The sequence below is a fragment of the Pseudomonas sp. GW822-FHT07A10 genome (genome assembly GCF_058798795.1).
The window spans coordinates 249,508-273,944 of record NZ_JBXAKV010000009.1 but is presented as its reverse complement, the minus strand read 5'-3'; the positions used below and the strand labels follow the sequence as shown (position 1 = coordinate 273,944).

Sequence of the window (24,437 nt, the reverse complement as noted above, 5' to 3'; positions counted from 1 at the left end):
TGACGCGAATCGAGAGCGGGGCAGGATTGCCCGCTCTCTGCTCCGCCAGGAGGAAAGGCCTTGAAAGACCTACTGAATTTGCTGAAAAACCAGGGTCAAGTCGAAGAGTTCGACGCCATCCGTATTGGATTGGCATCGCCTGAGATGATCCGTTCGTGGTCGTTCGGTGAAGTTAAAAAGCCGGAAACCATCAACTACCGTACGTTCAAACCTGAGCGTGACGGCCTGTTCTGCGCCAAGATCTTTGGCCCGGTAAAGGATTACGAGTGCCTGTGCGGTAAGTACAAGCGCTTGAAACACCGTGGTGTGATCTGCGAGAAGTGTGGCGTTGAAGTCGCGCTGGCAAAAGTTCGTCGTGAGCGCATGGCGCACATCGAACTGGCCTCGCCAGTAGCCCACATCTGGTTCCTGAAATCGCTGCCGTCCCGTATCGGCTTGCTGATGGACATGACCCTGCGTGATATCGAGCGGGTTCTCTACTTCGAGAGCTATGTCGTTATCGATCCAGGCATGACCACCCTTGAAAAGGGGCAGCTGCTCAATGACGAGCAGTACTTCGAAGCGCTGGAAGAGTTCGGCGACGATTTCGATGCCCGCATGGGTGCCGAAGCTGTCCGCGAACTGCTGCACGCTATCGACCTGGAGCACGAGATTGGCCGTCTGCGTGAAGAAATTCCGCAAACCAACTCCGAAACCAAAATCAAAAAGCTGTCCAAGCGTCTGAAGTTGATGGAAGCCTTCCAGGGTTCCGGCAACCTGCCAGAGTGGATGGTGCTGACCGTTCTGCCGGTGCTGCCGCCAGATCTGCGTCCACTGGTCCCATTGGATGGCGGTCGTTTCGCGACTTCCGACCTCAACGATCTGTATCGTCGAGTGATCAACCGTAACAACCGTTTGAAGCGCCTGCTTGATCTGTCCGCTCCGGACATCATCGTGCGCAACGAAAAGCGTATGTTGCAGGAAGCCGTCGATGCACTGCTCGACAACGGTCGTCGTGGCCGCGCTATCACCGGTTCCAACAAGCGTCCTCTGAAATCCCTGGCTGACATGATCAAGGGTAAGCAAGGTCGTTTCCGTCAGAACTTGCTCGGTAAGCGCGTTGACTACTCCGGTCGTTCGGTAATTACCGTAGGTCCGACCCTGCGTCTGCACCAGTGCGGTCTGCCGAAGAAGATGGCTCTCGAGCTGTTCAAGCCGTTCATTTTCGGCAAGCTGGAAATGCGTGGTCTTGCAACCACCATCAAAGCGGCCAAGAAGATGGTCGAGCGCGAGCTGCCAGAGGTTTGGGACGTTCTCGCTGAAGTGATTCGCGAACACCCGGTTCTCCTCAACCGTGCACCGACCCTTCACCGTCTGGGTATCCAGGCGTTTGAACCGGTACTGATCGAAGGTAAGGCTATCCAGCTGCACCCTCTGGTCTGTGCTGCGTACAACGCCGACTTCGACGGCGACCAAATGGCCGTGCACGTACCGCTGACGCTGGAAGCCCAGCTGGAAGCGCGCGCGTTGATGATGTCGACCAACAACATTCTGTCGCCAGCCAACGGTGAGCCAATCATCGTTCCGTCGCAGGACGTTGTATTGGGTCTGTACTACATGACTCGTGAAGCGATCAACGCCAAAGGCGAAGGTCGTGTGTTCGCGGATCTGCAGGAAGTTGACCGTGTGTTCCGTGCCGGCGAAGCCGCACTGCACGCCAAGGTCAAGGTGCGGATCAACGAAACCGTGAACGATCGTGATGGCGGCAGCGTGACCAACACCCGTATCGTCGACACTACCGTCGGCCGTGCGCTGTTGTTCCAGGTTGTGCCAAAAGGTCTGTCCTTCGACGTCGTCAACCTGCCGATGAAGAAGAAGGCGATCTCCAAGCTGATCAACCAGTGCTACCGCGTGGTTGGTTTGAAAGAGACCGTGATCTTCGCTGACCAGTTGATGTACACCGGTTTTGCCTATTCGACCATCTCCGGCGTTTCCATCGGTGTTAACGACTTCGTTATCCCGGATGAAAAAGCCCGCATCATCGGTGCAGCCACCGACGAAGTGAAAGAGATCGAAAGTCAGTACGCCTCCGGCCTGGTAACCCAGGGCGAGAAGTACAACAAAGTGATCGACCTTTGGTCCAAGGCGAACGACGAAGTTTCCAAGGCGATGATGGCCAACCTCTCGAAAGAGAAAGTCATCGACCGTCATGGCGTCGAAGTCGACCAGGAATCCTTCAACTCGATGTACATGATGGCCGACTCGGGTGCACGGGGTTCTGCCGCTCAGATCCGTCAGCTCGCCGGTATGCGTGGTCTGATGGCCAAGCCGGACGGTTCCATCATCGAAACGCCGATTACTGCGAACTTCCGTGAAGGTTTGAGCGTACTTCAGTACTTCATCTCTACTCACGGTGCTCGTAAAGGTCTGGCGGATACCGCGTTGAAAACTGCGAACTCCGGTTACCTGACTCGTCGTCTGGTAGACGTGGCGCAGGATCTGGTTGTGACCGAGATCGATTGCGGCACCGAACATGGCTTGGTAATGACTCCGCACATTGAAGGCGGTGACGTTGTTGAGCCGTTGGGTGAGCGCGTATTGGGTCGTGTCATTGCTCGTGACGTATTCAAGCCAGGTACCGAGGAAGTTATCGTTCCTGCCGGCACTCTGGTAGACGAGAAGTGGGTCGAGTTCATCGAGCTGAACAGCATCGACGAAGTGATCGTGCGTTCGCCGATCAGCTGCGAAACCCGCTACGGCATTTGCGCCAAGTGCTACGGCCGTGACTTGGCTCGTGGTCACCAGGTGAACATCGGTGAAGCGGTCGGCGTTATCGCTGCCCAGTCCATCGGTGAGCCGGGTACCCAGCTGACCATGCGTACGTTCCACATCGGTGGTGCGGCAAGCCGGACCTCCGCAGCCGACAGCGTTCAGGTGAAGAATGGCGGTACCGTCCGTCTGCATAACCTGAAGCACGTTGAGCGAGTGGACGGTTGCCTGGTTGCTGTGTCCCGTTCCGGTGAGCTGGCAATCGCTGATGACTTCGGTCGTGAGCGTGAGCGCTACAAGCTGCCGTACGGTGCTGTGATTTCGGTTAAAGAAGGTGACAAGGTCGACGCTGGCGCAATCGTGGCCAAGTGGGATCCGCACACTCACCCAATCGTTACCGAAATGAAAGGTACCGTGACCTACGTGGGCATGGAAGAAGGCATCACGATCAAGCGTCAGACTGACGAATTGACCGGTATGACCAACATTGAAGTACTCGACGCCAAAGACCGTCCAGCTGCCGGTAAAGATATCCGTCCTGCTGTGAAGATGGTTGATGACAACGGCAAGGATCTCTTGCTGCCGGGTACCGACGTAATTGCTCAGTACTTCCTGCCTGCTAACGCCCTGGTCGGTGTAGCGGACGGTGCGAAAATCGCGATCGGTGATGTTATCGCTCGTATTCCGCAAGAGACTTCGAAGACCCGTGACATCACCGGTGGTCTGCCGCGTGTTGCCGACTTGTTCGAAGCCCGTCGTCCGAAAGAAGCCTCGATTCTGGCTGAAGTCAGCGGCACCATCGCGTTCGGTAAAGAGACCAAAGGCAAGCGCCGTCTGGTTATCACCCCGAACGACGGTAGCGATCCGTACGAAGAGCTGATTCCGAAGTGGCGTCACCTGAACGTCTTCGAAGGCGAACAGGTAAACCGCGGCGAAGTTATCTCCGACGGTCCGAGCGATCCACACGACATCCTGCGTCTGCTGGGTGTGAGTGCGCTGGCCAAGTACATCGTGAACGAGATCCAGGACGTTTACCGTCTGCAAGGCGTGAAGATCAACGACAAGCACATCGAGACCATCCTGCGTCAGATGCTGCGTAAAGTTGAGATCGCTGAATCCGGCGATTCCAGTTTCATCAAGGGCGACCAGATGGAATTGACTCACGTGCTGGTAGAGAACGAGCGTCTGAGCAATGAAGACAAATTTGTCTCCAAGTTCACTCGCGTTCTGCTGGGTATCACCAAGGCGTCGTTGTCCACCGAATCGTTCATCTCGGCGGCTTCCTTCCAGGAAACCACTCGCGTACTGACCGAGGCGGCGGTAACCGGCAAGCGCGATTACCTGCGCGGCCTGAAAGAAAACGTGGTCGTGGGTCGTCTGATCCCGGCCGGTACCGGTCTGGCTTATCACAGCGAGCGCAAGCGCCGCCGTGATGCTGACAAACCGTTGCGCGTGAGCGCCAGTGAAGTGGAAGCTGCACTGACCGAAGCGCTGAACTCGAGCGGTAACTGAGTTCTGCGGTAGTAAATGAGTGCAGGCCCTGATCGCTCCGTTCATCCAGTCGAGACAATTTGTCGAGGTTGGATGGGGGGAGAGGTCGGGGCCTTGCCTTGACTGGGGGCAAGATCCTCTTTAGACTCTTGTACCCCTAAATTTGGCGGGGATTCGTTCCTGCCATTTTGCTTTTCTTGCAAGACAATAGCGTCGCAAGACAACAGTGGAGCTAGTAGATGGCAACTATCAACCAGCTGGTACGTCAGCCGCGTAAGCGTATCGTCGAGAAATCCGACGTGCCTGCGCTGCAGAACTGCCCGCAACGTCGTGGCGTATGCACCCGTGTGTATACCACTACGCCGAAAAAACCTAACTCGGCACTGCGTAAAGTATGCCGTGTGCGTCTGACCAACGGTTTCGAGGTTTCCTCGTACATCGGCGGTGAAGGCCACAACCTGCAAGAGCACAGCGTGGTACTGATCCGCGGCGGTCGTGTAAAAGACTTGCCAGGTGTTCGTTACCACACCGTTCGCGGCTCTTTGGATACTTCCGGCGTTAAAGGTCGTAACCAAGGTCGTTCGAAGTACGGTACCAAGCGTCCGAAGTAATAGTCGCTTGCAGCAAAAAACCGATTTCTATTTTTCTGAGTCGATAAGAGTAAGGTCGGAGGCGTCCCGAAAGGGCACCGATTCCGAGCGAACCTGAAGACCGTTTGAGGGCTTATCCATGCCAAGAAGACGCGTAGCAGCCAAGCGCGAAGTGCTTGACGATCCAAAATACGGAAGCCAAATCCTGGCCAAGTTCATGAACCACGTGATGGAAAGCGGCAAAAAAGCCGTTGCCGAGCGTATCGTTTATGGCGCGCTGGAAAAGGTTAAAGAACGCAAGAACAGCGACCCCCTGGAAATCTTCGAGAAAGCTCTCGACGCCATCGCTCCGCTGGTCGAAGTAAAGTCGCGCCGTGTAGGCGGTGCTACTTACCAGGTTCCGGTCGAAGTTCGTCCGTCCCGTCGTAACGCGCTGGCAATGCGCTGGTTGGTAGACTTCGCCCGTAAGCGCGGCGAGAAGTCTATGGCTCTGCGTTTGGCTGGCGAACTGTTGGACGCTGCTGAAGGTAAAGGTGCTGCTGTTAAGAAGCGTGAAGACGTGCACCGTATGGCTGAAGCCAACAAGGCTTTCTCGCACTACCGCTTCTAATTTTAGCTTCACTAATTTTGCGAGGGCTTTATGGCTCGTACTACTCCGATTAGCCGCTACCGTAACATCGGTATCGTTGCTCACGTGGATGCTGGTAAAACCACCACCACCGAGCGCGTCCTTTTTTACACTGGCAAAAGTCACAAAATGGGCGAGGTGCATGACGGCGCCGCGACCACAGACTGGATGGTGCAGGAGCAGGAGCGTGGTATTACCATTACTTCTGCTGCAATCACCGCCTTCTGGAAAGGTTCTGAGAAGCAGTACTCGCACGAACACCGTTTCAACGTTATCGATACCCCGGGCCACGTAGACTTCACTATTGAAGTTGAACGCTCCCTGCGCGTACTCGACGGCGCTGTCGTTGTGTTCTGCGGTACTTCGGGTGTTGAGCCTCAGTCGGAAACCGTATGGCGTCAGGCCAACAAGTACGGCGTTCCACGTCTTGTTTACGTAAACAAGATGGACCGTGCTGGCGCTAACTTCCTGCGCGTGATCGGTCAGATCAAGCAGCGTCTGGGTCACACTCCGGTGCCAATCCAGTTGGCTATCGGTTCCGAAGACAACTTCCAGGGTCAGATCGATCTGATCAACATGCAAGCTGTCTACTGGAATGACTCTGACAAGGGTATGGTCCCTGTTCGCAAGGACATTCCTGCTGAGCTGCAGGAGCTGGCTGAAGAGTGGCGCAGCAACATGGTCGAGGCTGCGGCCGAAGCCAACGAAGAGCTGATGAACAAGTATCTCGAAGGGGAAGAGCTCTCCATCGAGGAAATCAAGGCCGCTCTGCGTCAGCGTACTATCGCTGGTGAGATCGTTCTGGCTGTTTGCGGTTCTTCCTTCAAGAACAAGGGTGTTCCCCTGGTTCTCGACGCCGTTATCGACTTCCTGCCTGCTCCAACCGACATTCCTGCTATCAAGGGTTCCAACCCGGATAACGAGGAAGAGGAAATGGAGCGTCATGCAAGCGACGACGAGCCTTTCGCGGCTCTGGCGTTCAAGATCGCTACCGACCCATTCGTGGGTACCTTGACCTTTGTTCGGGTTTACTCGGGCGTGTTGGCCTCCGGCGACGGCGTGATCAACTCGGTAAAAGGCAAGAAAGAGCGCGTGGGTCGTATGGTGCAAATGCACGCAAACGCCCGTGAAGAAATCAAGGAAGTACGCGCTGGTGACATCGCGGCCTTGATCGGCATGAAGGACGTCACCACTGGTGAAACTTTGTGCAACGCTGACAAGCCAATCATCCTGGTTCGCATGGACTTCCCGGAGCCGGTTATTTCGGTTGCCGTAGAGCCTAAGACCAAGGATGACCAGGAAAAAATGGGTATCGCTCTGGGCAAGCTTGCTCAGGAAGACCCGTCTTTCCGCGTCAAAACTGATGAAGAGACTGGTCAAACGATCATCTCCGGCATGGGCGAGCTGCACCTGGACATCCTGGTTGACCGGATGCGCCGTGAGTTCAACGTCGAAGCCAACATCGGTAAGCCTCAAGTTTCGTACCGTGAGCGCATCACGAAGAGCTGCGAAATCGAAGGCAAGTTCGTTCGTCAGTCCGGCGGTCGTGGCCAGTTTGGTCATTGCTGGATCCGTTTTGCACCTGCTGACGAAGGTCAGGAAGGTCTGCAATTCCTGAACGAAGTAGTGGGTGGTGTGGTTCCTAAGGAATACATCCCGGCTATCCAGAAGGGTATCGAAGAGCAGATGAAGAACGGTGTTGTTGCCGGCTATCCGCTGATCGGCCTGAAGGCTACCGTGTTTGATGGTTCTTACCACGACGTCGACTCGAACGAGATGGCGTTTAAGGTGGCTGCTTCCATGGCGACCAAGCAACTGGCCCAGAAGGGTGGTGGTGAGTTGCTTGAGCCGATCATGGCGGTAGAGGTTGTTACGCCTGAAGACTATATGGGTGACGTGATGGGCGACCTTAACCGTCGTCGCGGCATGATTCTGGGTATGGAAGATACGGTTTCCGGTAAAGTAATTCGTGCCGAGGTTCCGTTGGGCGAGATGTTCGGTTATGCGACCGACGTTCGTTCCATGTCTCAGGGTCGCGCAAGCTACTCTATGGAATTCAAAAAATACAATACGGCTCCGTCGCACATCGTCGAAACCGTTACCAAAAAACAAGGCTGATTCAGTCCTTTAGGCAAGGAGTTAATTGTCGTGGCTAAAGAAAAATTTGATCGTTCCCTACCGCACGTCAACGTTGGCACTATCGGTCACGTTGACCACGGTAAAACCACTCTGACCGCTGCTCTGACTCGCGTCTGCTCCGAAGTTTTCGGTTCGGCTCGTGTTGACTTCGACAAGATCGACAGCGCACCAGAAGAGAAAGCTCGCGGTATCACCATCAACACCGCTCACGTTGAGTACAACTCGAAGATCCGTCACTACGCTCACGTTGACTGCCCAGGTCACGCTGACTATGTGAAGAACATGATCACCGGTGCTGCTCAAATGGACGGCGCTATCCTGGTTTGCTCGGCCGCTGATGGTCCGATGCCACAAACCCGTGAGCACATCCTGCTGTCCCGTCAGGTAGGCGTTCCGTACATCGTGGTTTTCCTGAACAAGGCTGACCTGGTAGACGACGCTGAGCTGCTGGAACTGGTTGAGATGGAAGTGCGCGATCTGCTGAGCACTTACGACTTCCCAGGCGACGACACTCCAATCATCATCGGCTCCGCTCGTATGGCGCTGGATGGTCTGGACGATAACGAGATGGGCACCACTGCCGTCAAGAAACTGGTTGAAACTCTGGACAGCTACATCCCAGAACCAGTTCGTCTGACTGACAAGCCGTTCCTGATGCCAATCGAAGACGTATTCTCGATCTCGGGTCGCGGTACTGTTGTGACTGGTCGTATCGAGCGCGGTATCGTTCGCGTTCAGGATCCACTGGAAATCGTTGGTCTGCGTGACACTACCGTCACCACCTGCACCGGTGTTGAAATGTTCCGCAAGCTGCTCGACGAAGGTCGTGCTGGCGAGAACTGCGGCGTGCTGCTGCGCGGCACCAAGCGTGATGACGTGGAGCGTGGTCAGGTTCTGGTTAAGCCGGGTACCGTTAAGCCGCACACCAAGTTCACCGCAGAAGTTTACGTTCTGAGCAAGGAAGAAGGCGGTCGTCACACTCCGTTCTTCAAAGGCTACCGTCCACAGTTCTACTTCCGTACTACTGACGTGACTGGTAACTGCGAACTGCCAGAAGGCGTTGAAATGGTAATGCCAGGCGATAACATTCAAATGACTGTTACCCTGATCAAAACCATCGCAATGGAAGACGGTCTGCGTTTCGCTATTCGCGAAGGCGGCCGTACCGTTGGTGCTGGCGTTGTAGCTAAAATCATCGAGTAAGCTTCTCTTTTGAGATAGCTTCGATGCTTTGAAAAAGCCCCCGCTTAGCGGGGGCTTTTTTATTGGGTTGACACCTATCGGGGGCGTCTATAGAATTGCGCCTCCTTTTAACGGGCGTATTGCGCCCGGTGGGAATAGCAGCCGGAGTCTGAAATCCAATGCAAAATCAGCAAATCCGTATCAGGTTGAAGGCTTTTGACCATCGCCTGATCGACCAATCCACCCAGGAAATCGTGGAAACCGCGAAACGTACTGGTGCTCAAGTGCGTGGTCCAATTCCACTGCCTACCCGTAAAGAGCGGTTCACCGTTCTGGTCTCCCCGCACGTCAACAAAGACGCGCGTGACCAGTACGAGATCCGTACTCATAAGCGCGTTCTGGACATCGTCCAGCCAACGGATAAAACCGTTGATGCTCTTATGAAGCTTGATCTTGCGGCCGGTGTGGAAGTGCAGATCAGCCTCGGCTAAGACTCGGTCTTAGTCGTGTAACGCTCTGAAATGGGCGGCCATAGCGGGTGAAAGCCCCGTACACTCATGAGGTTTACAACATGACTATTGGTGTAGTCGGTCGTAAATGCGGTATGACCCGTATTTTCACCGAAGAAGGTGTCTCCATTCCGGTCACGGTCATTGAGATCGAACCGAATCGCGTCACCCAGTTCAAAACTGAAGAGACCGATGGCTATCGTGCAGTGCAAGTCACTGTAGGCGAGCGTCGTGCTTCGCGTGTTACAGCTGCGCAAGCTGGCCACTTCGCTAAGGCGAACGTTGCCGCTGGTCGTACCGTAATGGAATTCCGCCTTGAAGAAGGCGAGTACCAGGCCGGCGATCTGATCAACGCTGAAATCTTCGCTGCTGGTCAACTGGTTGATGTAACCGGTCAGTCCAAAGGTAAAGGCTTCCAGGGTACGATCAAGCGTTGGAATTTCCGCGGGCAAGATAACACCCACGGTAACTCCGTATCCCACCGCGTTCCAGGCTCTATCGGCCAGTGCCAGACTCCTGGTCGTGTATTCAAGGGCAAAAAAATGTCCGGTCATATGGGCGCTGAGCGCGTGACCGTGCAGTCCCTCGAAGTAGTGCGCGTGGACGCTGAACGCAATCTGTTGTTGGTCAAGGGCGCTGTTCCTGGCGCTACTGGCGGCAACTTGGTTGTACGTCCAGCAGCCAAGGCTCGCGGTTAAGGGGAAGCTGACATGCAATTAAATGTAAATGACGCTCAAGCGATCGAAGTTTCCGAACTGACATTTGGCGGCGAATTCAACGAGACGCTGGTTCACCAAGCAGTCGTGGCCTATATGGCCGGCGGCCGTCAAGGTAGCAAGCAGCAAAAGACCCGTTCCGACGTTCGTGGTGGCGGTAAGCGCCCATGGCGTCAGAAAGGTACTGGCCGTGCTCGTGCCGGTACTATCCGTAGCCCAATCTGGCGTGGCGGCGGTACCACTTTCGCAGCTCGTCCTCAGGATCACTCCCAGAAGCTGAACAAGAAGATGTATCGCGCAGCAATGCGTTCCATCCTTGCTGAGCTGGTGCGTACTGATCGTCTGGTCGTGGTTCAGGATTTCGCTGTTGAAACGCCGAAAACCAAAGACCTGCTGGGCAAGCTGAACAACATGAGCCTGACCGACGTTCTGATCGTGTCGGACGCTGTTGATCAGAACCTGTACCTGGCTGCTCGTAACCTGCCGCACGTTGATGTACGTGATGTGCAAGGTTCCGATCCAGTTAGTCTGATCGCATACGACAAGGTGTTGATCACCGTGTCGGCCGTGAAGAAATTCGAGGAGCTGCTGGGATGAACCAGGAACGCGTATTTAAAGTTCTGCTTGGCCCGCACGTTTCCGAGAAGGCTACGGTTCTGGCAGACAAGAAAGGCCAGTTCGTTTTCAAGGTTGCCACTGACGCAACCAAGCTGGAAATCAAGAAGGCCGTCGAAAGCCTGTTCAGCGTGAAAGTAGAGCGTGTTACTACCCTGAATGTTCTGGGTAAGAGCAAGCGCACTGCTCGCGGTCTGGGCAAGCGTAATGACTGGAAGAAGGCAGTTATCTCCCTTCAGCCAGGCCAAGATCTCGATTTCAGCAGCAGTGCTGAGTAAGGAAGGGGTGCATCATGGCAATCGTTAAATGCAAACCGACTTCCCCTGGCCGCCGTTTTGTGGTCAAGGTGGTCAACCAGGAGCTGCATAAAGGCGCTCCTCACGCACCGCTGCTCGAGAAAAAATCGAAGTCTGGTGGTCGTAACAACAATGGTCGTATTACCACTCGTCACATCGGTGGTGGCCATAAGCAGCATTATCGTCTGGTCGATTTCCGTCGCAACGACAAAGATGGCATCGCTGCCACTGTTGAGCGTATCGAATACGATCCAAACCGTACTGCTCACATCGCTCTGCTGCTGTACGCAGATGGCGAGCGTCGCTACATCATCGCGCCTAAAGGCGTGAGTGCTGGCGACCAGCTGATCGCAGGTGCTCTGGCACCGATCAAGCCGGGCAACGCTCTGCAACTGCGTAACATTCCAGTTGGTAGCACCGTACACGGCATCGAATTGAAGCCAGGTAAAGGCGCGCAAATCGCTCGTTCCGCTGGTGCTTCGGCTCAGCTGATCGCTCGTGAAGGTGTCTACGTGACCCTGCGTCTGCGTTCTGGTGAGATGCGTAAAGTGCTGGCTGAATGCCGCGCGACCCTGGGCGAAGTCTCGAACTCCGAGCACAGCCTGCGTTCGCTGGGTAAAGCTGGTGCCAAACGCTGGCGTGGCGTTCGCCCAACCGTTCGTGGTGTTGCCATGAACCCGGTTGACCACCCACATGGTGGTGGTGAAGGTCGTACCTCTGGTGGTCGTCATCCGGTATCGCCATGGGGCTTCCCGACTAAGGGCGCGAAGACTCGTGGTAATAAGCGTACCGACAAAATGATCGTCCGTCGTCGCAAGTAAATAGAGGGATACGACAGTGCCACGTTCTCTGAAAAAAGGTCCTTTTATCGATCTTCACCTACTGAAGAAGATCGAAGTGGCGGCGGAAAAGAACGATCGCAAACCAGTTAAAACCTGGTCGCGTCGCTCGATGATCCTGCCACAAATGGTCGGTCTGACCATCGCAGTACACAACGGTCGTCAACACGTCCCAGTTCTCGTTAACGAAGACATGGTCGGCCACAAACTGGGCGAGTTCGCCGGTACCCGCACATATCGTGGGCACGTGGCAGACAAGAAAGCCAAGCGTTAAGGGGTTAGGAAATGGAAGTAGCCGCTAAGTTGTCGGGCGCTCGAATCTCCGCCCAGAAAGCCCGCTTGGTCGCCGACCAGATCCGCGGGAAGAAGGTGGGCGAAGCGCTCAACCTGTTGGCTTTCAGCAGTAAGAAAGCCGCCGAGATCATGAAGAAAGTGCTGGAGTCGGCCGTAGCCAACGCCGAGCATAACGAAGGCGCAGACGTTGATGACCTTAAGGTCAGCACCGTTTTCGTCAACGAAGGGCGTTCGCTGAAGCGCATCATGCCACGTGCCAAAGGCCGTGCTGATCGCATCGTCAAGCGGTCTTGCCATATCACTGTCAAGGTTGCTGACAAGTAACGGAGTCGAAGAGATGGGTCAGAAAGTACATCCCATTGGCATTCGCCTGGGAATCGTCAAGGAGCACACCTCCGTCTGGTACGCAGACGGTCGGACTTATGCGGACTACTTGTTCGCTGATCTGAAGGTGCGTGAGTATCTCCAAGACAAACTAAAAAGCGCGTCCGTAAGCCGTATCGATATCCATCGTCCGGCCCAAACTGCACGTATCACCATCCACACCGCTCGTCCAGGTATCGTTATCGGGAAGAAAGGTGAAGATGTTGAGAAACTGCGTCAGGACCTGACCAAGCAAATGGGTGTGCCTGTGCACATCAATATCGAAGAGATCCGCAAGCCGGAGCTCGACGGTATGCTGGTTGCGCAGAGCGTAGCTCAGCAGCTGGAGCGTCGCGTAATGTTCCGTCGCGCTATGAAGCGCGCTGTTCAGAACGCCATGCGCATTGGTGCCAAAGGCATCAAAATCCAAGTGAGCGGTCGTCTCGGCGGTGCTGAAATCGCACGTACTGAATGGTATCGCGAAGGTCGTGTGCCTCTGCACACCCTGCGTGCCGACATCGACTATGCCAACTACGAAGCTCACACCACTTATGGTGTGATCGGTGTAAAGGTTTGGATCTTCAAAGGCGAAGTAATTGGTGGTCGCCAAGAAGAACTGAAACCACAAGCACCAGCGCCTCGTAAAAAAGCTGCTAAGTAAGGGGTACGCCAAATGTTGCAACCAAAGCGTACGAAGTTCCGCAAGCAAATGACTGGTCACAACCGTGGCCTGGCATTGCGCGGTAGCAAAGTCAGCTTCGGCGAGTTCGCGCTGAAGTCTGTTGCTCGTGGTCGTCTCACCGCTCGTCAGATCGAGTCAGCGCGTCGTGCACTGACCCGTCACGTTAAACGTGGCGGCAAGATCTGGATCCGTGTATTCCCGGACAAGCCTATTTCCAAAAAACCACTCGAAGTTCGGATGGGTAAAGGTAAGGGTAACGTGGAGTACTGGGTTGCCCAGATTCAGCCAGGCAAAGTCCTGTATGAAATCGAGGGTGTTTCTGAAGAGCTGGCGCGTGAGGCTTTCGCCCTGGCTGCTGCAAAGCTGCCGCTCGCCACCTCCTTTGTTAAACGGACGGTGATGTGATGAAAGCGAATGAACTTCGTGAAAAATCCGCACAGCAGCTGAACGAGCAACTGCTCGGCCTGCTGCGCGACCAGTTCAATCTGCGTATGCAGAAAGCAACTGGCCAGTTGGGGCAGTCTCATCTGCTCTCGCAAGTTAAGCGTGACATCGCTCGCGTGAAGACTGTGCTCAACCAGCAGGCAGGTAAGTAATCATGGCTGAAGCCGAAAAAACTGTCCGTACGCTGACTGGCCGTGTTGTCAGCGACAAGATGGACAAAACCATCACCGTTCTGATCGAGCGTCGCGTTAAGCACCCGATCTACGGTAAATACGTTAAGCGTTCGACTAAGCTGCACGCGCACGACGAAACCAATCAGTGCCACATCGGCGACAAAGTCACTATTCGTGAAACTCGTCCTTTGGCCAAGACCAAGTCTTGGGCGCTGGTTGATGTTCTCGAACGCGCTGTGGAAGTCTAAGGACTAGGGGTCGGAGAAATTATATGATTCAGACTCAATCCATGCTCGATGTGGCCGATAACAGCGGCGCTCGCCGCGTTATGTGCATCAAGGTGCTGGGTGGCTCCCATCGTCGTTACGCTGGTATCGGTGACATCATCAAAGTTACCGTGAAGGAAGCAATTCCTCGCGGTAAGGTGAAAAAAGGCCAAGTGATGACTGCTGTTGTAGTCCGCACTCGTCACGGCGTTCGCCGTGCAGATGGCTCCATTATCCGCTTTGATGGCAACGCTGCTGTTCTTCTGAACAACAAGCAAGAGCCGATCGGCACCCGTATCTTTGGGCCAGTGACCCGTGAACTTCGTACTGAGAAGTTCATGAAGATCGTCTCGCTCGCCCCAGAAGTGCTGTAAGGAGATCCGACATGCAAAAGATTCGTCGTGACGACGAGATCATCGTGATCGCCGGCAAAGACAAAGGTAAGCGCGGTAAGGTGCTGAAGGTTCTTGCTGATGACCGTCTGGTCGTTGGTGGTCTGAACCTGGTCAAGCGTCATACCAAGCCTAACCCGATGTCGGGCGTACAGGGCGGTATCGTCGAGAAAGAAGCGCCACTGCACGCTTCCAACGTCGCCATCTTCAACGGCGAAACCAACAAGGCTGACCGCGTTGGTTTCAAAGTAGAAGACGGTAAGAAAATTCGTGTCTTCAAGTCGACCCAAAAAGCGGTTGATGCTTGAACACTGCTAGGTAGAAGACCATGGCACGACTAAAAGAGATTTACCGGAAGGAAATCGCACCGAAACTTAAGGAAGAACTTAAGCTTTCGAACGTGATGGAAGTTCCGCGCGTTACCAAAATCACCCTGAACATGGGTCTGGGCGAAGCGATCGGCGACAAAAAAGTCATCGAACACGCTGTTGCTGACCTGGAAAAGATCACCGGCCAGAAAGTCGTTGTGACCTACGCTCGGAAATCCATCGCTGGCTTTAAAGTCCGTGAAGGTTGGCCGATCGGCGTCAAAGTGACCCTGCGCCGTGAGCGTATGTACGAGTTCCTGGATCGTCTGCTGTCGATCTCCCTGCCTCGGGTTCGCGACTTCCGCGGCCTGAATGCCAAGTCCTTCGATGGTCGTGGTAACTACAGCATGGGCGTTAAAGAGCAGATCATCTTCCCGGAAATCGACTACGACAAGATCGATGCTCTCCGCGGTCTGGACATTACCCTGACCACCACTGCCAAGAACGATGATGAAGGTCGCGCCCTGTTGCGTGCTTTCAAATTCCCGTTCCGCAACTGATTGGAGTAGGAAAATGGCCAAGATGAGCATGAAAAACCGCGAGCTGAAGCGTCAGCTCACGGTTGCCAAGTACGCCAAAAAGCGTGCAGCACTGAAAGCTATCATCGTTGATCTGAACGCAAGTCCAGAAGCACGTTGGGAAGCTACAGTAGCTCTGCAGAAGCAGCCACGTGACGCAAGCGCTTCGCGCATGCGTAACCGCTGCCGCCTGACCGGTCGTCCACACGGCGTTTACCGCAAGTTCGGCCTTGGCCGTAACAAACTGCGTGAAGCTGCAATGCGTGGTGACGTACCTGGTCTGGTTAAAGCCAGCTGGTAAGCACTGTCAAAGTCTCGGTGTTCGGGGTCGCAAGATCCTGACCATCGGTGACCTTGAACTTGAATCAAGCCCCTTTTGGGGCTTGATTCATTTGTGGGGTGTGTCTAGAATACCCGGCTCGCCTGAGCCCGTGTTTTTTACGCGGATGTACTCGGCGACACGTAGTAGCCGCAAGGCTAATTTTTTGTGTATTAGGAGCGTCTAGCCCATGAGTATGCAGGACCCGTTAGCGGACATGCTAACTCGAATCCGTAATGCCCAGATGGCTGAAAAGTCCGTCGTAAGCATGCCATCTTCTACTTTGAAGGTAGCTGTTGCCAAAGTCCTGAAGGACGAAGGTTACATTGCGGGTTATCAGATCAGCAGCGAAATCAAGCCACTGCTGTCCATCGAGCTGAAGTACTTCGAAGGCCGTCCGGTCATCGAGGAAGTGAAGCGCGTTAGCCGTCCAGGCCTGCGTCAGTACAAGTCCGTCGATGATCTGCCAAAAGTTCGTGGCGGTCTCGGTGTGTCTATCGTCTCCACCAACAAAGGTGTGATGACGGATCGTGCTGCGCGCGCTGCCGGTGTCGGCGGCGAAGTTCTTTGCACTGTGTTCTAAGGGGGGATAAGCATGTCACGCGTCGCTAAGAACCCCGTTAAGCTGCCAGCCGGTGTCGAAGTCAAATTCGCAGGCCAACAGCTTTCGGTGAAGGGTGCCAAGGGTACTCTCGAACTGAACATCCATTCGTCCGTTGAGATCGTTGAAGAAGCTGGTGAGCTGCGTTTCGCTGCTCGCAATGGCGATCAACAAACTCGCGCAATGGCTGGTACCACTCGTGCGTTGGTTAACAACATGGTCCAAGGCGTAAGCCAAGGCTTCGAGCGTAAGCTCCAGCTGGTCGGTGTTGGTTACAAAGCGCAAGCAAAAGGCACAGTGCTGAACCTGGCTCTTGGCTTCTCGCACCCAGTGGATTATGAACTGCCGGAAGGCATCACCGCTGAGACTCCTAGCCAGACCGATATCCTGATCAAGGGCATCGACAAGCAGCTGGTAGGTCAAGTGGCCGCCGAGATCCGCGACTTCCGTCCACCAGAGCCGTACAAAGGTAAAGGTGTGCGCTACGCGGACGAAGTCGTCCGTCGTAAAGAAGCCAAGAAGAAGTAGGGCATAGCAAATGACCGACAAAAAAGTTACTCGACTGCGTCGCGCTCGCAAAGCACGCCTGAAAATGCACGAACTCGAAGTCGTGCGTCTCTGCGTGTTCCGCTCGTCGCAGCACATCTACGCCCAGGTCATTTCGGCCGACGGCAACAAAGTCCTGGCAAGTGCCTCGACTTTGGATAAAGAACTGCGTGATGGTGCCACCGGCAACATCGACGCGGCCACTAAGGTTGGCCAGCTGGTCGCTACGCGTGCTAAAGCCGCTGGCGTCTCGCAGGTGGCTTTCGACCGCTCTGGCTTCAAGTACCACGGCCGCGTCAAGGCGCTGGCTGATGCTGCTCGTGAAGCTGGGCTGGAGTTCTAAGTTATGTCAAATAACGACCAAAAGCGCGACGAAGGCTACATCGAGAAGCTGGTTCAAGTTAACCGCGTAGCCAAAACCGTTAAAGGCGGCCGTATCTTCACTTTCACCGCGTTGACCGTGGTTGGTGATGGTAAAGGGCGCGTTGGCTTCGGCCGTGGCAAGTCGCGTGAAGTGCCTGCTGCGATCCAGAAGGCAATGGAAGCTGCTCGCCGCAACATGATCCAAGTTGATCTGAACGGCACCACTCTGCAGTACGCAATGAAGTCCGCTCACGGCGCTTCGAAGGTGTACATGCAGCCTGCTTCTGAAGGTACCGGTATCATCGCTGGCGGCGCTATGCGTGCTGTCCTCGAAGTTGCTGGCGTTCAGAACGTTCTGGCCAAGTGCTACGGCTCGACTAACCCGGTAAACGTGGTTCACGCCACTTTCAAAGGTTTGAAAGCAATGCAGTCTCCTGAATCCATTGCCGCCAAGCGTGGCAAAAGCGTCAAGGAGATCTTCTGATCATGGCTACCGTTAAAGTTACGCTGATCAAAAGCATGACCGGCCGCATCCCTAACCACAAACTGTGCGTTAAGGGTCTGGGTCTGCGTCGCATCGGTCACACTGTAGAAGTCCAGGATACTCCCGAGAATCGCGGGATGATCAACAAGGCTTACTACATGCTGCGTGTCGAGGGTTAATCGATGAAACTCAATGATCTGAGTCCAGCGCCGGGTTCCCGTCGCGAAAAGCATCGTCCGGGCCGTGGTATCGGTAGCGGTTTGGGTAAGACTGGTGGCCGTGGCCACAAAGGTCAAACCTCCCGCTCCGGTGGCACCATTGCTCCAGGCTTTGAAGGCGGTCAACAGCCGCTGCATCGTCGCCTGCCGAAGTTTGGTTTCGTTTCCCTGAAAGCCATGGACCGCGCAGAAGTGCGTCTGTCCGAGTTGGCTAAAGTGGAAGGCGACATCGTCACCGTGCAGTCCCTGAAAGATGCCAACGTGATCAACGTCAACGTTCAGCGTGTGAAAATCATGCTGTCCGGCGAAGTTACTCGCGCTGTCACCATCGGAAAGGGAATCGGCGCCACCAAAGGTGCGCGTGCGGCTATCGAAGCAGCTGGCGGCAAGTTCGAGGAATAAATGGCTAAGCAAGGTGCTCTCTCTGCGCTCGGCAAAGGCGGTATGTCTGAACTCTGGGCTCGTCTGCGTTTTCTGTTCCTGGCGATTATCGTCTACCGAATAGGCGCACACATCCCGGTTCCAGGTATCAACCCGGACCGACTCGCGGACCTGTTTCGACAGAATGAGGGGACCATTCTTAGCTTGTTCAACATGTTTTCCGGCGGCGCGCTGGAACGGATGAGCATCTTTGCACTGGGGATCATGCCGTACATTTCGGCATCGATCATCATGCAACTGATGACCGCCGTCAGCCCGCAGCTGGAACAGTTGAAGAAGGAAGGTGAAGCTGGCCGTCGCAAGATCAGCCAGTACACCCGCTACGGCACTGTCGTCCTCGCTCTCGTCCAGGCTATTGGCATGTCCATTGGTCTGGCGGGGCAGGGCGTTGCGTTCACTGGTGACTTTGGCTTCCATTTCGTCGCGGTATCCACTTTTGTGGCTGGTGCGATGTTCATGATGTGGCTGGGTGAGCAGATTACTGAGCGTGGTGTTGGCAACGGTATCTCGATGTTGATTTTTTCGGGTATCGTCGCCGGTCTTCCGAGAGCGATCGGGCAGTCTTTCGAGTCTGCACGTCAGGGTGATATCAACATCTTCGCCCTGGTTGCCATCGGTTTGCTGGCAGTAGCGATTATCGGTTTCGTGGTGTTCATTGAGCGTGGCCAGCGTCGTATTGCTGTTCACTACGCCAAGCGTCAGCAGGGCCGTAAGGTCTTCGCTGCGCAGACCAGCCACTTGCCGCTGAAGGTGAACATGGCCGGTGTTATTCCGGCTATTTTCGCGAGCAGCATTTTGCTGTTCCCGGCTTCGTTGGGTGCCTGGTTCGGTCAGTCTGAAGGTATGGGCTGGTTGCAGGACATCTCGCAGTCGATCGCTCCTGGTCAGCCGTTGAATATTCTGCTGTTTAGTGCAGGGATTATTTTCTTCTGCTTCTTCTATACGGCGTTGATGTTCAATCCGAAAGACGTAGCGGAAAACCTGAAGAAGTCCGGTGCCTTTATTCCGGGCATCCGTCCAGGTGAGCAGTCTGCGCGCTACATTGATGGCGTTCTGACTCGCTTGACCATGTTCGGTGCTCTTTACATGACGGCCGTCTGCCTGTTGCCCCAGTTCCTGGTGGTTGCAGCAAACGTACCGTTCTACCTTGGCGGGACCTCGTTGCTGATCGTGGTCGTGGTTGTGATGGACTTCATGTCCCAAGTACAATCGCACCTCGTTTCGCACCAGTACGAATCCCTGATGAAGAAAGCCAACCTGAAGGGTTACGGCAGCGGCATGTTGCGCTGAGTACCCATAAGGTTCGAGGAGTTGGTGATGAAAGTTCGTGCATCGGTGAAAAAGCTGTGCCGTAACTGCAAGATTATTCGCCGCGAAGGTGTTGTTCGAGTAATTTGCAGCGCGGAACCGCGTCACAAACAGCGCCAAGGCTGAGTGTGATTGTGCTTCAAGCCCGGCAGCTAGTGCGCTGCCGGGTTGATTATTTGTTATTACAGCGATATTATCTCGCGCCCTATTTCTTGGCTTCCGGGGCGTAGGTAGCTGTCAATTGGAGTCCCACTGAATGGCCCGTATTGCAGGCGTTAACATTCCAGATAACAAGCATACTGTTATCTCGCTGACCTACATCTATGGTGTTGGTCGCACTACTGCACAGAAAATTTGTGCAGTGACTGGGGTAAACCCAGCGGCAAAGATCAAAGATCTGAGCGACGAGCAGATTGAACAGCTGCGTGGCGAAGTGGCGAAGTTCACCACTGAAGGTGACCTGCGTCGCGAAATCAACATGAAAATCAAGCGTTTGATGGACCTCGGTTGCTATCGCGGTCTGCGTCATCGTCGTGGTCTGCCAGTACGCGGTCAGCGTACCAAGACCAACGCGCGTACCCGTAAAGGTCCGCGTAAGCCGATCCGCAAGTAATCGCCCCAGCGAATCGACAGGAAATTAATCATGGCAAAACCTGCTGCTCGTCCTCGTAAAAAAGTTAAAAAGACAGTGGTTGATGGCATCGCCCACATCCATGCTTCTTTTAACAACACCATCGTGACCATCACCGACCGTCAAGGTAACGCTCTTTCCTGGGCTACCTCCGGTGGTTCGGGTTTCCGCGGTTCCCGCAAGTCCACCCCGTTCGCTGCTCAAGTAGCTGCTGAACGTGCTGGTCAAGCTGCGCTGGAATACGGCCTGAAAAACCTCGACGTTAACGTCAAAGGTCCAGGTCCAGGTCGTGAATCCGCAGTCCGCGCTTTGAACGGCTGTGGCTACAAGATCGCCAGCATCACCGACGTGACGCCAATCCCGCACAACGGGTGCCGTCCGCCGAAGAAGCGCCGCGTGTAATCCAGGAGATTGTAAAGAATGGCTCGTTACATTGGTCCAAAATGCAAACTCGCTCGTCGCGAAGGCACCGATCTCTTTCTGAAGAGCGGCGTGCGCGCGATCGAATCGAAGTGCAACATCGAAGCAGCACCTGGTATCCACGGCCAACGCCGCGGTCGCCAGTCCGATTACGGCACCCAACTGCGTGAAAAGCAGAAGGTCCGTCGTATCTACGGCGTTCTCGAGCGTCAATTCAGCGGCTACTACAAAGAAGCTGCTGGCAAGAAAGGCGCAACTGGCGAAAACCTGTTGCAACTGCTCGAATGCCGTCTGGACAACGTTGTATACCGTATGGGTTTTGGCTCTACTCGTGCCGAATCCCGTCAGCTGGTATCGCATAAGTCGATCAGCGTTAACGGTCAGACCGTAAACGTTCCGTCCTACCAGGTTCGTGCTGGTGACGTGGTCGCAGTTCGCGAGAAAGCAAAGAACCAACTTCGCATTGTCCAAGCTCTCGATCTGTGTGCCCAACGTGGCCGCGTAGAATGGGTAGAAGTAGACACTGAGAAGAAGTCGGGCGTTTTCAAGAACGTTCCTGCTCGCAGTGATCTGTCCGCCGACATCAACGAAAGCCTGATTGTCGAGCTCTACTCCAAGTAAGGGCTAGAAAATAGGTGCATCCATGCAGATTTCGGTAAATGAGTTCCTGACACCCCGCCATATTGATGTGCAGGTTGTCAGTCCAACCCGCGCCAAGATCACACTCGAGCCTCTCGAGCGTGGTTTCGGCCACACCCTGGGCAACGCGCTGCGCCGCATCCTGTTGTCCTCAATGCCCGGCTGTGCAGTAGTCGAGGCCGAGATTGACGGTGTGCTCCACGAGTACAGCGCCATCGAAGGTGTACAGGAAGACGTAATTGAAATCCTGTTGAACCTTAAAGGTCTGGCTATCAAGCTGCACGGTCGAGACGAAGTTACGCTGACCTTGTCGAAGAAGGGTTCGGGGGTGGTTACCGCTGCCGATATTCAGCTGGATCATGATGTCGAGATCGTTAACCCCGATCACGTAATCGCTAACCTGGCGTCTAACGGCGCCCTGAACATGAAGCTCACCGTAGCTCGTGGTCGTGGTTATGAACCGGCAGACTCGCGTCAGAGCGATGAAGACGAAAGCCGCAGCATCGGTCGCTTGCAGCTCGACTCTTCGTTCAGCCCGGTTCGCCGTATCGCATACGTGGTGGAAAACGCCCGTGTCGAACAGCGTACTAACCTGGACAAGCTGGTTATTGATCTGGAAACCAACGGTACCCTGGATCCTGAAGAGGCTATCCGCCGTGCTGCAACCATTCTGCAACAGCAGTTGGCTGCGTTCGTCGATCTCAAAGGTGACAGTGAGCCAGTGGTTGTCGAGCAGGAAGATGAGATCGATCCGATCCTGCTTCGCCCGGTTGACGATCTGGAACTGACTGTACGTTCGGCTAACTGCCTTAAGGCGGAAAACATCTACTACATCGGCGACCTGATTCAGCGTACCGAAGTAGAGCTGTTGAAGACTCCGAACCTTGGCAAGAAATCCTTGACTGAAATCAAGGACGTTCTGGCCTCCCGCGGTCTGTCCCTCGGCATGCGCCTCGACAACTGGCCGCCTGCAAGTCTTAAGAAGGACGACAAGGCGACTGCCTGATCGTCGTAATCACCGAACGTTGTGTTTGGTAAGGAATGAACCATGCGTCATCGTAAAAGTGGTCGTCACCTGAGCCGCACCAGCTCGCACCGCAAGGCCATGTTTCAAAACATGGCGGTGTCGCTGTTCGAGCACGAGCTGATCAAAACTACACTGCCAAAAGCCAAAGAACTGCGCCGCGTTGCTGAGCCGCTGATCACTTTGGCCAAGACAGACAGCCTGGCTAACCGCCGTCTGGCTTTCGACCGTACTCGTTCGAAAGCTATCGTTGGTAAGCTCTTCAACGACCTGGGCAAGCGTTACGCTACCCGTGAGGGTGGCTACCTGCGCATCCTCAAGTGCGGTTTCCGCGCTGGCGACAACGCGCCTATGGCGTACGTCGAGTTGGTTGATCGTGCTGTCGGCGGTGAAGCTGTATCCGCTGAGTAAGACGTCAGTCTGAAACAAAGAACCGGGCCTAGTGCCCGGTTTTTTGTGCCTGCAAGAAATGCGCTCTGCGTACAAGCTTCAAACCCTTCCCTATAGGCACTATATGCTTGGGTTGATCATTAGTAATTTTCTATTGATGTCTGCAAATTAATGAATTTGTGACTGTCATGTTGATGATCAATACTTCCCACCAAGCCGATTTAGCCGGCAGTTCAAGACTGACAGAGGAAGAGATCGCATGAGCCAAAACAAAACACTTACGACCGCCAGCGGCGCTCCTGTCGCCGACAACCAGAATTCCCGCTCCGCCGGCCCTCGTGGCCCTCTGCTGCTCGACGATTTCCACCTGATCGAGAAGCTTGCCCACTTCAATCGTGAAAACATCCCGGAGCGTCGCGTACACGCCAAAGGCTCGGGTGCTTACGGCACGTTCACTGTGACTCGCGATATCACTCAATACTCCAGCGCCAAGCTGTTTGAGTCTGTTGGCAAACAAACCCCGACCTTCCTGCGGTTCTCCACAGTGGGTGGCGAGCGCGGCTCGGCTGACACCGAGCGTGATCCACGCGGTTTTGCCCTGAAGTTCTACACCGAGGAAGGCAACTGGGACATCGTCGGTAACAACACGCCGGTGTTCTTCATCCGTGATCCGCTGAAATTCCCTGACTTTATCCACACCCAGAAGCGTCTGCCGCAAAGCAACCTGAAAAGCGCGCAGATGATGTGGGATTTCTGGTCGCATTCGCCTGAGGCGCTGCACCAGGTCACTATCCTGTTTTCGGACCGCGGCATCCCTGACGGTTACCGTCACATGCACGGTTTCGGCAGCCACACCTACAGCTTGATCAACGCCAATGGCGAGCGTCATTGGGTGAAGTGGCATTATAAAACCAAGCAAGGGATCAAGAACCTCGCTCCGGCAGAAGCGGCGCGCCTGGCCGGCACCGATCCGGATTACGCACAACGTGACCTGTTCGGCGCCATTGAGCGCGGTGACTTCCCGAAATGGAGTGTCAACATTCAGATCATGACCGAGGCTCAGGCCTCGGCTCACTACGAGAACCCGTTTGACGTGACCAAGACCTGGTCGCAGAAAGAGTTTCCGTTGATCGAAGTGGGCGAGCTTGAGCTCAACCGCAATCCGCTGAACTACTTCGCTGAAGTCGAGCAGGCCGCGTTCGGTCCGAGCAACATGGTCCCAGGCGTCGGCCTGTCACCTGATCGCATGCTGCAGGGGCGTGTGTTCGCTTACGCGGATGCTCACCGCTATCGTGTGGGCACCAATCACCAGCAGCTGCCAGTGAATGCACCTCGCAGTCCGGTCAACACTTACCAGCGCGATGGTTCGATGGCGTTTGGCAGTAATGGTGGTGCGGCGCCGAACTACGAGCCGAACAGCTACGTTGAATCACCGAAACAGGCACCGCACTACGCGGAACCTGCCTTGGCCTTGAGCGGTGCGGCTGACCGCTACGATCATCGTGAGGATACCGACTACTACAGCCACGCGGGTGCGCTGTTCCGTCTGATGAACGATGAGCAGAAAGCGCTGCTGATCAACAACATTGCCGGTGCGATGGCTGGGGTTTCCGGCGACGTGGTTGATCGTCAGCTGCAGCATTTCTTCAAGGCCGATCCGGCTTATGGAGAAGGCATCGCGAAGGCGTTGGGCGTACAGCTTAACGAAGTCTAAACGAGAAGCAGAACCGCCCTCATTAGGGCGGTTTTTTGCGTTATTTGAACCCATTTTCTCAGAATATCTTCGCTTTTATTGCGACG

34 protein-coding genes are annotated in these 24,437 nt (G+C 54.9%); all 34 read left to right on the top strand.

What is annotated here, in order from left to right; all coding sequences use genetic code 11:
• Positions 1–60: 60 nt before the first annotated feature.
• The 34 genes from rpoC to AC1RL4_RS17275 all read left to right on the top strand — a co-directional run bounded on the left by rpoC (position 61) and on the right by AC1RL4_RS17275 (position 24,351).
• The gene (rpoC, locus tag AC1RL4_RS17440) at positions 61–4,260 is read left to right on the top strand and encodes a DNA-directed RNA polymerase subunit beta' (RefSeq protein ID WP_007933713.1); all 4,200 of its coding nucleotides are present in this window, start codon (positions 61–63) and stop codon (positions 4,258–4,260) included.
• Positions 4,261–4,478: 218 nt separating this feature from the next.
• Positions 4,479–4,850 carry a 30S ribosomal protein S12 gene (rpsL, locus tag AC1RL4_RS17435; RefSeq protein ID WP_003186084.1) on the top strand — a complete coding sequence of 124 codons (372 nt, stop codon included), beginning with the start codon at positions 4,479–4,481 and terminating at the stop codon, positions 4,848–4,850.
• Between the two features lie 118 nt (positions 4,851–4,968).
• Positions 4,969–5,439, top strand: coding sequence for a 30S ribosomal protein S7 (rpsG, locus tag AC1RL4_RS17430; protein WP_002555493.1), 471 nt, complete (start codon positions 4,969–4,971; stop codon positions 5,437–5,439).
• Positions 5,440–5,469: 30 nt separating this feature from the next.
• Positions 5,470–7,575: an elongation factor G gene (gene fusA / locus AC1RL4_RS17425; protein ID WP_007933703.1), complete on the top strand. Its 2,106-nt coding sequence runs from the start codon at positions 5,470–5,472 to the stop codon at positions 7,573–7,575.
• A gap of 30 nt (positions 7,576–7,605) precedes the next feature.
• Complete coding sequence (tuf, locus tag AC1RL4_RS17420; protein ID WP_007933700.1) at positions 7,606–8,799, top strand: elongation factor Tu; 1,194 nt, start codon at positions 7,606–7,608, stop codon at positions 8,797–8,799.
• Between the two features lie 158 nt (positions 8,800–8,957).
• Positions 8,958–9,269, top strand: coding sequence for a 30S ribosomal protein S10 (gene rpsJ / locus AC1RL4_RS17415; RefSeq protein ID WP_003186070.1), 312 nt, complete (start codon positions 8,958–8,960; stop codon positions 9,267–9,269).
• Positions 9,270–9,349: 80 nt separating this feature from the next.
• Positions 9,350–9,985 (top strand): 50S ribosomal protein L3, encoded by a 636-nt coding sequence (gene rplC / locus AC1RL4_RS17410; protein WP_003186059.1) that lies wholly within the window; start codon positions 9,350–9,352, stop codon positions 9,983–9,985.
• A 12-nt stretch (positions 9,986–9,997) separates the two neighbouring features.
• Entirely contained in the window at positions 9,998–10,600 is a 603-nt protein-coding gene (rplD, locus tag AC1RL4_RS17405; protein WP_003228735.1) for a 50S ribosomal protein L4, read from the top strand.
• Positions 10,597–10,896: a 50S ribosomal protein L23 gene (gene rplW / locus AC1RL4_RS17400; protein ID WP_002555488.1), complete on the top strand. Its 300-nt coding sequence runs from the start codon at positions 10,597–10,599 to the stop codon at positions 10,894–10,896. The genes rplD and rplW overlap by 4 nt, the downstream gene beginning before the upstream one ends.
• A gap of 14 nt (positions 10,897–10,910) precedes the next feature.
• Positions 10,911–11,735: a 50S ribosomal protein L2 gene (rplB, locus tag AC1RL4_RS17395; protein ID WP_003186055.1), complete on the top strand. Its 825-nt coding sequence runs from the start codon at positions 10,911–10,913 to the stop codon at positions 11,733–11,735.
• Positions 11,736–11,751: 16 nt separating this feature from the next.
• Positions 11,752–12,027, top strand: coding sequence for a 30S ribosomal protein S19 (rpsS, locus tag AC1RL4_RS17390; RefSeq protein WP_002555486.1), 276 nt, complete (start codon positions 11,752–11,754; stop codon positions 12,025–12,027).
• An 11-nt stretch (positions 12,028–12,038) separates the two neighbouring features.
• Complete coding sequence (rplV, locus tag AC1RL4_RS17385) at positions 12,039–12,371, top strand: 50S ribosomal protein L22 (RefSeq protein WP_003103908.1); 333 nt, start codon at positions 12,039–12,041, stop codon at positions 12,369–12,371.
• A 13-nt stretch (positions 12,372–12,384) separates the two neighbouring features.
• Positions 12,385–13,071, top strand: coding sequence for a 30S ribosomal protein S3 (gene rpsC, locus AC1RL4_RS17380; protein WP_003176422.1), 687 nt, complete (start codon positions 12,385–12,387; stop codon positions 13,069–13,071).
• Positions 13,072–13,083: 12 nt separating this feature from the next.
• The gene (gene rplP, locus AC1RL4_RS17375) at positions 13,084–13,497 is read left to right on the top strand and encodes a 50S ribosomal protein L16 (RefSeq protein ID WP_003228729.1); all 414 of its coding nucleotides are present in this window, start codon (positions 13,084–13,086) and stop codon (positions 13,495–13,497) included.
• Positions 13,497–13,688: a 50S ribosomal protein L29 gene (gene rpmC, locus AC1RL4_RS17370; RefSeq protein WP_002555481.1), complete on the top strand. Its 192-nt coding sequence runs from the start codon at positions 13,497–13,499 to the stop codon at positions 13,686–13,688. The genes rplP and rpmC overlap by 1 nt, the downstream gene beginning before the upstream one ends.
• Before the next feature lie 2 nt (positions 13,689–13,690).
• Positions 13,691–13,957 (top strand): 30S ribosomal protein S17, encoded by a 267-nt coding sequence (rpsQ, locus tag AC1RL4_RS17365; protein ID WP_003176419.1) that lies wholly within the window; start codon positions 13,691–13,693, stop codon positions 13,955–13,957.
• Between the two features lie 23 nt (positions 13,958–13,980).
• Positions 13,981–14,349: a 50S ribosomal protein L14 gene (gene rplN / locus AC1RL4_RS17360; protein ID WP_002555479.1), complete on the top strand. Its 369-nt coding sequence runs from the start codon at positions 13,981–13,983 to the stop codon at positions 14,347–14,349.
• An 11-nt stretch (positions 14,350–14,360) separates the two neighbouring features.
• Entirely contained in the window at positions 14,361–14,675 is a 315-nt protein-coding gene (gene rplX, locus AC1RL4_RS17355) for a 50S ribosomal protein L24 (protein WP_007896770.1), read from the top strand.
• A gap of 20 nt (positions 14,676–14,695) precedes the next feature.
• Positions 14,696–15,235, top strand: a complete 540-nt coding sequence (gene rplE / locus AC1RL4_RS17350) for a 50S ribosomal protein L5 (RefSeq protein WP_003210069.1) — start codon at positions 14,696–14,698, stop codon at positions 15,233–15,235.
• A 13-nt stretch (positions 15,236–15,248) separates the two neighbouring features.
• Positions 15,249–15,554: a 30S ribosomal protein S14 gene (gene rpsN, locus AC1RL4_RS17345; protein ID WP_003176414.1), complete on the top strand. Its 306-nt coding sequence runs from the start codon at positions 15,249–15,251 to the stop codon at positions 15,552–15,554.
• A gap of 208 nt (positions 15,555–15,762) precedes the next feature.
• On the top strand, positions 15,763–16,155 hold the full coding sequence (gene rpsH, locus AC1RL4_RS17340) for a 30S ribosomal protein S8 (protein ID WP_003186040.1): 393 nt from the start codon (positions 15,763–15,765) through the stop codon (positions 16,153–16,155).
• A gap of 12 nt (positions 16,156–16,167) precedes the next feature.
• Entirely contained in the window at positions 16,168–16,701 is a 534-nt protein-coding gene (gene rplF, locus AC1RL4_RS17335) for a 50S ribosomal protein L6 (protein WP_003176412.1), read from the top strand.
• 10 nt (positions 16,702–16,711) lie between these two features.
• Entirely contained in the window at positions 16,712–17,062 is a 351-nt protein-coding gene (rplR, locus tag AC1RL4_RS17330; RefSeq protein WP_003186037.1) for a 50S ribosomal protein L18, read from the top strand.
• A 3-nt stretch (positions 17,063–17,065) separates the two neighbouring features.
• Positions 17,066–17,566: a 30S ribosomal protein S5 gene (gene rpsE, locus AC1RL4_RS17325; RefSeq protein WP_003186035.1), complete on the top strand. Its 501-nt coding sequence runs from the start codon at positions 17,066–17,068 to the stop codon at positions 17,564–17,566.
• Between the two features lie 2 nt (positions 17,567–17,568).
• Positions 17,569–17,745: a 50S ribosomal protein L30 gene (rpmD, locus tag AC1RL4_RS17320; protein ID WP_003176408.1), complete on the top strand. Its 177-nt coding sequence runs from the start codon at positions 17,569–17,571 to the stop codon at positions 17,743–17,745.
• Positions 17,746–17,748: 3 nt separating this feature from the next.
• The gene (gene rplO, locus AC1RL4_RS17315; protein WP_003228720.1) at positions 17,749–18,186 is read left to right on the top strand and encodes a 50S ribosomal protein L15; all 438 of its coding nucleotides are present in this window, start codon (positions 17,749–17,751) and stop codon (positions 18,184–18,186) included.
• Positions 18,187–19,515, top strand: a complete 1,329-nt coding sequence (gene secY / locus AC1RL4_RS17310) for a preprotein translocase subunit SecY (RefSeq protein WP_003228718.1) — start codon at positions 18,187–18,189, stop codon at positions 19,513–19,515.
• Positions 19,516–19,542: 27 nt separating this feature from the next.
• Entirely contained in the window at positions 19,543–19,659 is a 117-nt protein-coding gene (rpmJ, locus tag AC1RL4_RS17305) for a 50S ribosomal protein L36 (RefSeq protein ID WP_002555468.1), read from the top strand.
• A 130-nt stretch (positions 19,660–19,789) separates the two neighbouring features.
• Positions 19,790–20,146: a 30S ribosomal protein S13 gene (gene rpsM / locus AC1RL4_RS17300; protein ID WP_003186020.1), complete on the top strand. Its 357-nt coding sequence runs from the start codon at positions 19,790–19,792 to the stop codon at positions 20,144–20,146.
• A 30-nt stretch (positions 20,147–20,176) separates the two neighbouring features.
• A complete protein-coding gene (gene rpsK, locus AC1RL4_RS17295) occupies positions 20,177–20,566 on the top strand; it encodes a 30S ribosomal protein S11 (protein ID WP_002555466.1) in 390 nt (129 codons plus the stop codon).
• A gap of 18 nt (positions 20,567–20,584) precedes the next feature.
• Positions 20,585–21,205, top strand: coding sequence for a 30S ribosomal protein S4 (rpsD, locus tag AC1RL4_RS17290; RefSeq protein ID WP_003176404.1), 621 nt, complete (start codon positions 20,585–20,587; stop codon positions 21,203–21,205).
• Positions 21,206–21,227: 22 nt separating this feature from the next.
• Complete coding sequence (locus AC1RL4_RS17285; RefSeq protein WP_003186012.1) at positions 21,228–22,229, top strand: DNA-directed RNA polymerase subunit alpha; 1,002 nt, start codon at positions 21,228–21,230, stop codon at positions 22,227–22,229.
• Positions 22,230–22,271: 42 nt separating this feature from the next.
• Complete coding sequence (rplQ, locus tag AC1RL4_RS17280; RefSeq protein ID WP_007924175.1) at positions 22,272–22,658, top strand: 50S ribosomal protein L17; 387 nt, start codon at positions 22,272–22,274, stop codon at positions 22,656–22,658.
• A 238-nt stretch (positions 22,659–22,896) separates the two neighbouring features.
• Complete coding sequence (locus AC1RL4_RS17275; protein WP_018925656.1) at positions 22,897–24,351, top strand: catalase; 1,455 nt, start codon at positions 22,897–22,899, stop codon at positions 24,349–24,351.
• The last annotated feature ends 86 nt before the right edge of the window (positions 24,352–24,437 follow it).

Bases quoted from the DNA above. Each gene is read 5' to 3' on its own strand.
- rpsG (WP_002555493.1), top strand. From the start codon at position 4,969: ATGCCAAGAAGACGCGTAGCAGCCAAGCGCGAAGTGCTTGACGATCCA.
- rpsM (WP_003186020.1), top strand. From the start codon at position 19,790: ATGGCCCGTATTGCAGGCGTTAACATTCCAGATAACAAGCATACTGTT.
- fusA (WP_007933703.1), top strand. From the start codon at position 5,470: ATGGCTCGTACTACTCCGATTAGCCGCTACCGTAACATCGGTATCGTT.
- rpmJ (WP_002555468.1), top strand. From the start codon at position 19,543: ATGAAAGTTCGTGCATCGGTGAAAAAGCTGTGCCGTAACTGCAAGATT.
- rpsQ (WP_003176419.1), top strand. From the start codon at position 13,691: ATGGCTGAAGCCGAAAAAACTGTCCGTACGCTGACTGGCCGTGTTGTC.
- rplQ (WP_007924175.1), top strand. From the start codon at position 22,272: ATGCGTCATCGTAAAAGTGGTCGTCACCTGAGCCGCACCAGCTCGCAC.
- rpmC (WP_002555481.1), top strand. From the start codon at position 13,497: ATGAAAGCGAATGAACTTCGTGAAAAATCCGCACAGCAGCTGAACGAG.
- secY (WP_003228718.1), top strand. From the start codon at position 18,187: ATGGCTAAGCAAGGTGCTCTCTCTGCGCTCGGCAAAGGCGGTATGTCT.
- rplF (WP_003176412.1), top strand. From the start codon at position 16,168: ATGTCACGCGTCGCTAAGAACCCCGTTAAGCTGCCAGCCGGTGTCGAA.
- rplP (WP_003228729.1), top strand. From the start codon at position 13,084: ATGTTGCAACCAAAGCGTACGAAGTTCCGCAAGCAAATGACTGGTCAC.
- rpsD (WP_003176404.1), top strand. From the start codon at position 20,585: ATGGCTCGTTACATTGGTCCAAAATGCAAACTCGCTCGTCGCGAAGGC.
- rpsE (WP_003186035.1), top strand. From the start codon at position 17,066: ATGTCAAATAACGACCAAAAGCGCGACGAAGGCTACATCGAGAAGCTG.
- rplX (WP_007896770.1), top strand. From the start codon at position 14,361: ATGCAAAAGATTCGTCGTGACGACGAGATCATCGTGATCGCCGGCAAA.
- rplB (WP_003186055.1), top strand. From the start codon at position 10,911: ATGGCAATCGTTAAATGCAAACCGACTTCCCCTGGCCGCCGTTTTGTG.
- AC1RL4_RS17275 (WP_018925656.1), top strand. From the start codon at position 22,897: ATGAGCCAAAACAAAACACTTACGACCGCCAGCGGCGCTCCTGTCGCC.
- AC1RL4_RS17285 (WP_003186012.1), top strand. From the start codon at position 21,228: ATGCAGATTTCGGTAAATGAGTTCCTGACACCCCGCCATATTGATGTG.
- rpsK (WP_002555466.1), top strand. From the start codon at position 20,177: ATGGCAAAACCTGCTGCTCGTCCTCGTAAAAAAGTTAAAAAGACAGTG.
- rpsH (WP_003186040.1), top strand. From the start codon at position 15,763: ATGAGTATGCAGGACCCGTTAGCGGACATGCTAACTCGAATCCGTAAT.
- rplC (WP_003186059.1), top strand. From the start codon at position 9,350: ATGACTATTGGTGTAGTCGGTCGTAAATGCGGTATGACCCGTATTTTC.
- rpsC (WP_003176422.1), top strand. From the start codon at position 12,385: ATGGGTCAGAAAGTACATCCCATTGGCATTCGCCTGGGAATCGTCAAG.
- rplW (WP_002555488.1), top strand. From the start codon at position 10,597: ATGAACCAGGAACGCGTATTTAAAGTTCTGCTTGGCCCGCACGTTTCC.
- rpmD (WP_003176408.1), top strand. From the start codon at position 17,569: ATGGCTACCGTTAAAGTTACGCTGATCAAAAGCATGACCGGCCGCATC.
- rplO (WP_003228720.1), top strand. From the start codon at position 17,749: ATGAAACTCAATGATCTGAGTCCAGCGCCGGGTTCCCGTCGCGAAAAG.
- rplE (WP_003210069.1), top strand. From the start codon at position 14,696: ATGGCACGACTAAAAGAGATTTACCGGAAGGAAATCGCACCGAAACTT.
- rplR (WP_003186037.1), top strand. From the start codon at position 16,712: ATGACCGACAAAAAAGTTACTCGACTGCGTCGCGCTCGCAAAGCACGC.
- rpsL (WP_003186084.1), top strand. From the start codon at position 4,479: ATGGCAACTATCAACCAGCTGGTACGTCAGCCGCGTAAGCGTATCGTC.
- rplV (WP_003103908.1), top strand. From the start codon at position 12,039: ATGGAAGTAGCCGCTAAGTTGTCGGGCGCTCGAATCTCCGCCCAGAAA.
- rpsN (WP_003176414.1), top strand. From the start codon at position 15,249: ATGGCCAAGATGAGCATGAAAAACCGCGAGCTGAAGCGTCAGCTCACG.
- rplD (WP_003228735.1), top strand. From the start codon at position 9,998: ATGCAATTAAATGTAAATGACGCTCAAGCGATCGAAGTTTCCGAACTG.
- rpsJ (WP_003186070.1), top strand. From the start codon at position 8,958: ATGCAAAATCAGCAAATCCGTATCAGGTTGAAGGCTTTTGACCATCGC.
- rplN (WP_002555479.1), top strand. From the start codon at position 13,981: ATGATTCAGACTCAATCCATGCTCGATGTGGCCGATAACAGCGGCGCT.